Source organism: Ruegeria atlantica (assembly GCF_001458195.1).
GTDB lineage: Bacteria > Pseudomonadota > Alphaproteobacteria > Rhodobacterales > Rhodobacteraceae > Ruegeria > Ruegeria atlantica.
Window position 1 is genome coordinate 1 of record NZ_CYPU01000020.1, and the last position, 9,559, is coordinate 9,559.

Annotated in this window: 9 protein-coding genes; 7 read left to right on the forward strand and 2 right to left on the reverse strand. The window is 53.9% G+C overall.

Annotated features, from left to right (window positions below; genetic code table 11):
- Window positions 1–854 (forward strand): LysR family transcriptional regulator (locus RUA4292_RS05825; RefSeq protein WP_058276754.1); only part of this gene is annotated, 854 nt, incomplete at its 5' end.
- A 355-nt stretch (window positions 855–1,209) separates the two neighbouring features.
- A complete protein-coding gene (locus RUA4292_RS25180; protein WP_267885448.1) occupies window positions 1,210–1,551 on the forward strand; it encodes a RidA family protein in 342 nt (113 codons plus the stop codon).
- A 111-nt stretch (window positions 1,552–1,662) separates the two neighbouring features.
- Here the strand turns inward: RUA4292_RS25180 and RUA4292_RS05835 are convergent, their stop codons facing one another.
- Window positions 1,663–3,537 (reverse strand): DUF3604 domain-containing protein, encoded by a 1,875-nt coding sequence (locus RUA4292_RS05835; RefSeq protein ID WP_058276756.1) that lies wholly within the window; start codon window positions 3,535–3,537, stop codon window positions 1,663–1,665.
- Between the two features lie 226 nt (window positions 3,538–3,763).
- Here RUA4292_RS05835 and RUA4292_RS05840 point away from each other — a divergent pair, with 226 nt between their 5' ends.
- The 4 genes from RUA4292_RS05840 to RUA4292_RS05855 all read left to right on the forward strand — a co-directional run bounded on the left by RUA4292_RS05840 (window position 3,764) and on the right by RUA4292_RS05855 (window position 6,925).
- A complete protein-coding gene (locus RUA4292_RS05840) occupies window positions 3,764–4,462 on the forward strand; it encodes an RraA family protein (RefSeq protein ID WP_058276757.1) in 699 nt (232 codons plus the stop codon).
- Window positions 4,463–4,890: 428 nt separating this feature from the next.
- Complete coding sequence (locus tag RUA4292_RS05845) at window positions 4,891–5,358, forward strand: cupin domain-containing protein (protein WP_058276758.1); 468 nt, start codon at window positions 4,891–4,893, stop codon at window positions 5,356–5,358.
- Between the two features lie 13 nt (window positions 5,359–5,371).
- On the forward strand, window positions 5,372–5,776 hold the full coding sequence (locus tag RUA4292_RS05850; protein WP_058276761.1) for a hypothetical protein: 405 nt from the start codon (window positions 5,372–5,374) through the stop codon (window positions 5,774–5,776).
- Between the two features lie 156 nt (window positions 5,777–5,932).
- Entirely contained in the window at window positions 5,933–6,925 is a 993-nt protein-coding gene (locus tag RUA4292_RS05855; protein ID WP_058276759.1) for a LysR family transcriptional regulator, read from the forward strand.
- A gap of 238 nt (window positions 6,926–7,163) precedes the next feature.
- On the opposite strand, the gene RUA4292_RS05860 is transcribed toward RUA4292_RS05855, so the two are convergent.
- Entirely contained in the window at window positions 7,164–9,059 is a 1,896-nt protein-coding gene (locus tag RUA4292_RS05860) for a DUF3604 domain-containing protein (protein ID WP_233493364.1), read from the reverse strand.
- A gap of 243 nt (window positions 9,060–9,302) precedes the next feature.
- On the opposite strand from RUA4292_RS05860, the gene RUA4292_RS05865 reads away from it, so the two are divergent.
- On the forward strand, window positions 9,303–9,559 hold a 257-nt coding region (locus RUA4292_RS05865; RefSeq protein WP_058276760.1), incomplete at its 3' end, for a transposase.

Genomic DNA, 9,559 nt, shown 5'->3' on the forward strand with positions numbered 1-9,559 from the left:
ATCATGGCTCCATCGCGGCCGCCGCGCGTGAAGATGGGACACCCAAGCCTAGCCTTAGCCGCCGAATGGCTAATCTGGAAGCGGCCATTGGAGAGAAGCTGTTTGATCGCGGCGCCAATCGGCTTTCCTTGACACCACGCGGCGATGAGTTGAACGCGCGCCTTCGACCGGCGATGCAGAGTGTGGCGCAGGCCTTGAATGAATTGGATGATTGGCATTCAGACTACGCTGGACACCTGGCCATGCATGTGCCCGCCAGCTTGTTGCATATGGGTGTACGACAAACAATCAGTGCCTTCTTGGAAGCGCACCCAAACACGAAATTTGACTTGGCGCTAAATAATCAACCCATCCAACGTCTGGGCACCGATACGCATTTGGCCTTGGTGATAGGCGGACTACCCGACAGTGACTTGATCGCTGCTCGAGTAGGGCATACCCGCCGCATTCTGGTCGCCTCACCGGAATATGTGGGGACGCATTCCGAAATTGCGCATCCTGACCAACTCAGCGACCATATCGTGACCGCACCCGGCCCACACGTGCCACTTATTCTGCGTCATGAAGACGGCAGGAACTGGGCCCAATCGTTTGAACCGCAATTTGCAATTGATGATGTTCGTGACGTTACGAATGAAGCCATATCAGGCCGCGGCGTGGCAATTTCCACGACTATTGCTGCCGCTGGAGACTTGGCGAAAGGCCGTCTGACCCAGTTGCTGCATGATTGGCAAGAGCAACCGATGCCAATTTCCATTCTCTACCGAGACAACCGTTTGCAATCGCGTCTGGAAAGGGACTTCATCAAAGTACTGCGTGCCGAGTTGAACAGATCTTTGACCGATCACCTGTAGGCAATCCTAAAAAGAGAGGAGACTAAACCGATCATCAAAAATTGCAGATATGGATCGATCACTTCCCTCGATGTCGAAGTATAGAATGGCTGCTTTGTCCGCACAGCAGGCATTCATTAAATTTTGCCGAATGGCGGCATCGAGCCCCGAAGATGACATTGTTATTCTTTCGGTCTAGCTTGCAGGTCATGCATTAGTTGGAGCGTTTACTATGTCTACGCCAGAAAGAAGGCTTGAAGAATTGGGCTTGAAGTTGCCTGCGCCTACCAAGTTACCGGATGGCCTGCACATACCCTTCGAATTTGTTAATGTCAGAGGTGACCGTGCACTTTTCTCAGGTCACCCAAAAAACGCAATGGATGGTAGTCTGGCCGGGCCCTTTGGAGTTGTCGGAGCCGAAATGACTACGGATCAAGCATATGCAGAGGCCCGCGAAGTGGCACTAACGGTGCTGGCTAACCTGAAAGCAGAAATAGGCGAGCTGTCAAGAATTGTTGGATGGGTCCGCGTCTTTGGCATGGTGACATCTGCGCCCGGATACGCGGATCAACATGTTGTGGTAAATGGCTTTAGCGATTTGATCATTGAGGTGTTCGGCCCAGACATCGGTCGCCATGCGCGTTCCGCTATCGGTGTGTCTGGACTGCCGCTGGGTTTCGCAATGGAAATTGAGGGCGAAGTCATGATCTCTGCCTGAAAGGCTTGAGGCATCTTCGTCCGCATTGCGGTCGCTCGCGGCATTTCAGCGAATGACCGCACCGAGCCCGTTGCGGACTAAGTTGAATAGCAGTTTCGAGCCACTCAAAAATCATCCCTCAGGGGTGTACCAAATTGGCGATGTGTAGGCCCGCTCCTGTATTGAGCGCGGTGCTTCGTCAGGGATTTCTGTCCCAAATACCTTGGCATCATATGTCGTCCAACGCGGTGTTGGTATTGCCAACACTCTGACGTAGTAGAACGCGCTTTGCATCGGGTCGTAATCGGGGTCTTCCCAATATCCAGCGAGAATTGCCTGTCCGATGTTGTTTGTCCAAGACGCGTTTTCTACATCTACCGTATTCCCAACCAGTCCGTCACACGCCGCGTCAATAAGTTCACGCCCACCACAAGCTACATCATAAACACGTTCCGACGTCGTGCCGTCGCTGTTCAGCCAGCCTTTGACAATCTGAATGCGGTCGAGGTTTGCACCATCTGGGTCACGAAGCGCCCGGACGAGAAAGCGCGGAGCGCGACCGTCGCTGTTCGCTGGCAAGTCCGCTCCCATCGGGACGCCGTTTTCATATCCATACTCAGCAAAGTCAGCGCGCGGCAGGTCGGTTTCATTAAATTCGTATCCAGCAAAAACGCGAACGCGCATACGCGGCCCTGTGGTCGCATACACCTCTTTCCGCGCAAAAGCGTCCCAAACGGCTTCGCGCGTATTTTCTCTTGCCCAAACTGCCGCTAAACCCGAGGCCGATGTTTGCCATGCATATTGGGCAACACTCTCGTCACCACCAATACCGCCGACGACCTCTTCAAATCGGATCGGGTCAGCAGTAGGTTCAACAGCCGCGACTTTCCCGAAGAAATTGTCCTCGCCAACCGTGGACAGCGATGTATGAGCGTCAGTTGAGCCGATCACGCCAAACTTGAACGGGTTTGTCCCAGTTTCCGCCTCGTATCCTAGTCCACGACGCAATGCCGCGCGTGCGTATTCGCGCGGAAGCATTTCAGGTGTCTTCGGTTCTGGTCCGAGTTGTCCTTTGTCCCACGTTTCGAAGTCAGCAAATTCATCGTCTGGTGACAGCATGGGATGTGCTTCGCCGTCACCTTTCATTTGCGTGATTTCGTAGATCGGTTCCCACTTGGCACGCTGTTTGAAATACTCAACATCGAACGGTTCGCCGGACAAGCGCACTTCGTCGAACATCAACCCGTTGGACAAATTGCCATTGTGCGGGATCGCAAGCAGCTTTTGGCCTGTTGTTTCTTCGGCTTGCTCCATCCATGCCCAAAGGTCTTCGGGGTCGAAGCTATCAAAGTTCGAGAACGGGATGATCTTGTCAGCGCCCTCCTTGCCACCGTTGAATATGACATTCCTGTGCAGGTTGTTCCGCTGTGGGTTTGAGGTCCACTCGAACCCGATAAGCGCAGTAAACAAACCCGGTTGGTTGTGTGCCTCAGCGGCAGAGGTAATGGTGCTCCACGCTGTTTGGTAAATCTCCTGATAATCCGCCAATGGGTCTGTGCCAGTGGACTTGGCTTGGCTCCAAATCGACCATGCGCCAACGGGATCACCGGCCTCGACAGCCGCGTTCAGTTGCTGGCCAAACTCCGTGGAGAGCAGCGTGGCATCTTTGGCTGAGAGCAGCGGGGCAAGACCAAGGTTCTCGGCGTGATCGGCAATAACCAGAAAATCCAATGGTCGGCGCAACCTCGCTTCGACACCGGTGCTGGATGTAACGACTTCGCCTTTGGCAAACCTGTACGCTTCATCAGGGCCAAGTACATTCCCGATCATACCGGCATCGGCAGAGTATGATGTATGCAAATGGGTGTCGCCGAAATAGACCTGATTTGGGAAGTCATGCTGCGGAAATGGAGAATACTGTCTGTCGCCCGGTTGAGTGTTGGGCAGATCCTGAGCATACGCCGCCGCGGTAAACGCAATTGTAAGAATAGATGCTAAACGGAACATTTCTTGACCTCATATTTTGCACCGAGAATACAACGCTCAATGCAAATATCTATGAAGCATTATTTATGTTCGTTTGGTTCACAACTCGGACATAAGTGCCCAACGCAGATAATGTTGGAAGGAGCTCAGAGGCCGGATAGCATTGCACAAGTCGACATTAGGTAGCTTGCCCCGTAGCGTGGCTGAGTGAGGATTGCTTGAAATCTGACAGGAAAGGAATTGCCACGTGATCGAAGCGCCGCCAACACTGACTATAAAGAAGACCCTTCGACGCCCGACTGAAGCGCAGATTGCAGCCTTTAAAGATGCTCCCACAGGCTTTGTGGTTGATGCGATGTTTGGTGGTGGCGCACTCTCCAACAACATTCAGCCTTTTGGAGGGGGGCGTGACTTCGAATGTGTCGCGGCAGGACCAGCTTTGACTGCGGAATGCGGTGCCGCAGATGTTTTGGCAGTATTCGCGTCGTTAAAATTCATAAGACCCGGCGACATCGTCGTATCATCGTTTTCATCTCATTCCGGATGTGCTGCTGGTGGAGACGGTTTGATTGGAATGATGAAAAACTCCGGTGCGGCTGGGTTCGTCACGGACGGACCGCTTCGTGACTATAATGGCATAGTATCGGTGGGTTTACCTGTTTGGTGTACCGGCATTACCCCGGCATCGCCGCACATGTCGGGACCAGGAGCGGTTGGCTTTCCAATCCAAATTGGCGCACAAGAAGTGGAAACCGGCGACATGATTGTGGCCGACCAAGATGGCGTTGTTGTCGTACCGTTCGAGCAATTGGATGAAGTGATCCAAAACCTCGAACGAATTAAGAGTTCCGAGCAGAAACAGGATGAAAGAGTCGCCACAGGTCTACGGGCTCCAGAATGGGTGGAGCTGCTATTAGCGAGCGACCGAGCTGTTTTTAAAGACTAGAATTCGTCGCGTCAGCAGCGAGCCCAAAGTCGGCTTGGTCCCGCAACTCTGCCGTTCAGCAGATTTCAGCGAACGTCCGCTGCCATTCAATGCAGACCTTCAGGCGAAATTTCTCGGAATGACCACCAACAATGACCGCTATCCGTTCCTAAGCCGTCATCTGACCGAAAGACTCGGATGACTGACTTGAGCCCAGAGAGACGGATGCTGCGTCGCCTTTCGATGTCCGCTTTGAAGCATTGGCTTTCGGCAATACGTCGATTCCGACGAGACTGCTTTCCACGTGTCGATTAAGCAAAGACCGTCGCTGGATTATTCGCACCACTTATTTTAGTCATACAGACAATCAATTATCCATATTGGCGTCGATGCGTTATCCTTTGCCTAACGAAGGCGCCTTCGTTTCCAACGATTGTTAGGAGGAAACGATGAAAGATATCAGCTTGGGCCCAGGAGCCGTTGAATGGCTCGGCACCCACTATCGCACAACACTGACCACAGCTGAGACAGGTGGAGCAATGTCGATCACCGACTCTGTTTCACCGCCAAACTCAGGCCCGCCGCGTCACATCCATCACGATGCCGACGAGGCATTTGTCATGTTGACCGGGGATGCGGAGTTCTGGCTTGCGGGTGAGCGCTTCATCCGGGGTCCGGGAGAGACTGTGTTCATTCCACGGGGAACAGAACACACTTTTCGTATCGTTGGTGACGCCCCCTCTCGCCACCTTGTGATCCTGACGCCTGGCGGTTTTGAGGGCTTCTTTGCCGAAATGGCGGTTGGTCAATTCCGTATTCCAGAGGACATGTCCGCAATCGAAGAAAGCGCGGCTCGGCACAATCTGACGTTTATTGGTCCGCCTCTCAGCGCCGATGACGATGAGGTGGGAGAATGAAACATATCGCGACATGTTTCTTTGCCCTGCAGCGGTATTCGCGCTGGTTGCCATGGTGTGGGGAATCCAGATGTCGGCCAGCCATGACCATACTATGTCACCGGCACACGGACACCTGAATCTGATTGGCTTTGTCGCCATGTCGATCTTTGGGGCTCACTATGCATTGACCCCGCAGGCTGCAGGTGGTCGGCTCGCCAACATCCACTTTGTTGTGACGGTTGCGACTGTTCTCGTCCTGACGCCGGGCATCGTGATGGCAATCACCGAACGGGGCGAAGTCCTAGCTCAGATCGGGTCCATTCTTGCGGTCCTGTCCATGGCGTTGTTCGCCTTCGTTGTGTTTCGACACGGCACCGGGCGCATTTCCGACGACCGGGCTTCGGAGAACGCCCCGCTGCACCAACCAGCCGAGTAGCCGCTGGGCTTGGGGGCGAGGGCCGGCCGCGCTCGTGAGGTTACTTGTGCCCGGAGTTCATCTGCAGAAATCACTGCTTGGGATAAGGGCCTTGGCTGCCGCTGGACGTGACAAACTCAGGCCTTGACGCCAAGATGACTTTGGGGAGGGACGGATATGAACCTTGCAGCCTTTGACCTCAATCTGTTGAAAGTGCTGGATGCGTTGCTAATCGAAGGATCAACGACGCGCGCCGCATCCCGTGTTGGGCTTTCGCAACCCGCAGTTTCGGCGGCGCTTGGTCGGCTTCGAACGGCTTTAAATGACCCACTCTTCGTTCGTGAAGGAGCGGCATTACGTCCGACAGAATTTGCGACGGCGCTACGGGAACCGATCCGAGCACATTTGAGTGGCTTGGAACAAACCTTGGCAGGGGCCGGGCCGTTTGATCCCGCTGAGTGTGATGCGTCCTTCCGAATTTCCGGATCAGATTACTTCTCCGTCATGTTGTTGCCAGCACTCATGCAGCGTTTGGGCAAACTGGCACCCAACATGCGATTGAGCTTTGTTGACTTGGTTCATCCCGGTAATCTGCACGAGATGGGTCGTATGGATGTGGATATAGCACTTCCTTGCACCCATAATATCCCTTCCAAAATCGCCGCGGAACCTATGTTTTGGTCGGCCTGGCAAGTGGTAGCTCGGGTCGATCATCCCAGGCTATTGCGCTCAGACATCGGCGAAGGCGACGATATCCCAATCGATCTCTATTGTGACATGGACCATGTTGTCTTCTCGTCCGAGGGACGACACGCAAGTTATGAAGACCAAGTGCTGTCCACTCTTGGCCGGTCGCGACGTGTCGCCCTATCGGTAGGGAGTTTCCGCGATCTCTACGAGACCGTGGCAGGCAGCGATCTTTTGGCGGTATTGCCCGGCACACTTGCCCGTGCTGTCGCACGGAGGTTTCGCTTGACCACCCACCCCGTGCCATTCTCCATGGAGCCCGCGCTTTTGTGGGTGGCATGGAACCGTTGGCAGACCGATGATCCAGCCCATCGGTGGCTACGAGGGGAGATCGCCAACCTGTTGCGTCACTTGAAGGATGTAGATCGGTCGCTCCCCAATTCCACTGAAGATTGCAACGCATCCGTAAGAGCTGCTGAATAGTAAAGACTGCCGCACCTAATCTTCAATGCATCGGTTTGCCGTCAGTCCATCACCTCTTGTGTGAATGGTCGACCGTAACTCAAAGCAATTTCCATAGGCGACTCAACACAAAGGCAGCCATTCGCTTGGCGGCATCGACCGTCCGTTCTGTCCGCAAAGCAGACATTGAACTGATTTGATCGAACATCCGCTTCGAGCCCAAAGCGGTCTTTTGCCTCCGAATGTGCAATATCCGTTCTCAGTTGCGCGGTGTGTACCAAATGGGCGAGGTGTATGCCCGTTCCTGTGTGATCATCGGCACATCCGAGCCCATTTCAACACCAAATTTGATGGCATCATAAGCGGTCCATCGGGGCGTAGGTATTTCGATAACGCGGGCATAATAGAAAGCGAGTTCCGAGGGGTCGAAGTCCGGGTCTGTCCAGACCGTGCCAAGTTCTGACGCTCCTATTGTGTTCGTCCAAGAAGGTATCGATAAATCAACCGTACTTCCAACTGCAGTCAGATTACCATTTTCGTCTGGGGTACGGTCTCCGCCCCATGCAACGTCATAGACTTTCTCTTGTTTTTCACCTGTCTCTGCATCGATCCAACCCTTTATGATCTGGATGCGGTCCAGATTTGCGCCGACTGGGTCTCGCAAGGCATAGACCAAAAAATCGGGCGCTTCGCCTTCTTCGACAGCGATGTCGCCGCCCATAGGTACCCCGCCGCTGTAGCCGATCCTTGCAAGATCACGTCGCGCGATTACTTCTTCCGAATAGTCGCCACCAAAGAACCGGACTGACATACGTGGACCCGTGGTGCCATATGCTTCCCGACGTTCCATGGCATCGAATATGGAGGTGCGGGTGTTTTCTCGCGCCCACACGGCAGTCAAACCAGCTGCGCTGTAACCCCAACCGTAGTACGCGACATCGCCGTCAGAAAACGTTTTCCCAATATGGCTGGCACGTTCACCGCTGGGTTCGTAGGCAGTATGCTTTCCGAAGAAATTGTCTTCCGCCACGGCCGATAGGCCGGTGTGTGTGTCGGTAGCAGCACTTGCCCCGAACTTGTACGGATTAACGCCAAGTTCTGCTTGAAGGGCGAGACCGCGCAAAAGACCCGACCGCGCGTATTCACCTGCAAGCATTTCGGATTCTTTCGGTATACTGGCATCAAGGTTTCCGAAATCCCAAGTCTCGTAGTCTGCAAATTCATCTTCGGTCGACAAGAACGGATGTGCTTCGCCATCGCCCTTAATCTGTGACCATTCGTAAAGTGGCTCCCATTTCGACCTTGCTTCGGCATATGCGCGGTCTAATGGCGGTTTTCCTTCGGCGAAGTCATCGACCAAGGAAAAAACCCAACCATTGGAAAGATTGCCATTGTGCGCAATGGCTAGTGCGTCGCCGCCTGTTGTGTCTTCGAAATTCTCCAGCCAAGCATACAGGTCGCGTGGGTTGGGTGAACCGATTGGAGGAGTGGTCGTATAGGGCAGAATCTTGCGCGCAATTTCAGGGCCGTCGCGCAAGATCACATTGCGATGCAGATTGTTGCCTTCGACGAGCGACGTCCATTCAAAGGCAATGAATGTAGTGAAGACGCCAGGGGCGTTAAACTCTTCCGCCGCATCAATAAGATTGCCCCAGACTGTCGCAAACGCAGGATTGCCGGGCTGGTAATTGAGCGCTGGTGAAACTGTGCCTTGTGCAAAACTTGCGATGAGTTGCTGCATGGCGCGCAGAGCCTCTTCACCTCCGGCGTTGAAGGCATTGTGAAACTCGCGCCCCTGCTCGTCAGCCAGAATGTTGGGTGCCCCTGAGATAATATCCGTGATTGCCCCCATCGCGTCGGAATGGTCGGTAATCATGTAAAAATCAAAAGGACGGAACAGCTTGACCGGCTGTCCTGTGTTAGACGTGACCTGTTCTCCACGCGCGAATCTATAGGCATCGCGTGGCATCAAGCGTGTTCCACCGCCACCGGCATCGGCCGACAGACCCGTGTGTACGTGCGTGTCGCCGAAAAAAACCCTCTCCGGGTAGGCGCGATCGGCATTAGGAGAATAAGGCCGACCTTTCAAAAATGTATCGCTGGCTTCAGGCGGAGTGACTTGCGCGAACGATGCGGTCCCCCAAACAAACGTCATGCAAGAAATAAGATACAAAACCCGCATTTACACAAATACCTCTTGGTAAAATTAGCTTTCCGTACAAGTCGAGTGTATCCAGCCAAATAGCCAAAAGCTATGAGTTTATGAACGGCGGCTTTGTCCGCGACTCGATCATAGCGCCATTTTCCGCGAGTGTCTGCTTTTGCCGGAAGCTGCTCACTGCTGAGCCTCCCCATTTGAATGGGCCCACCGTTAAGATTAGGAAACGGAGGACCAAGAATGGCAAACAAGCGACCGAAGCCGGAAGAAATTGTCTCGAAGTTGCGGCAGGTTGAAGTTCTGATGGGGCAAGGGATGCCGCGTCTGGATGCGATCAGACAGATCGGCGTTGTGGAGCAAACCTATTACCGCTGGCGCAAGCAATATGGCGGAATGGGTGTAGACCAATTGAAGGAACTTAGGCGGCTTCAGAAGGAAAATGAGCGGCTCAGGCGTGCGGTATCAGACCTGACGCTCGACAAGCTTATCCTGACGGA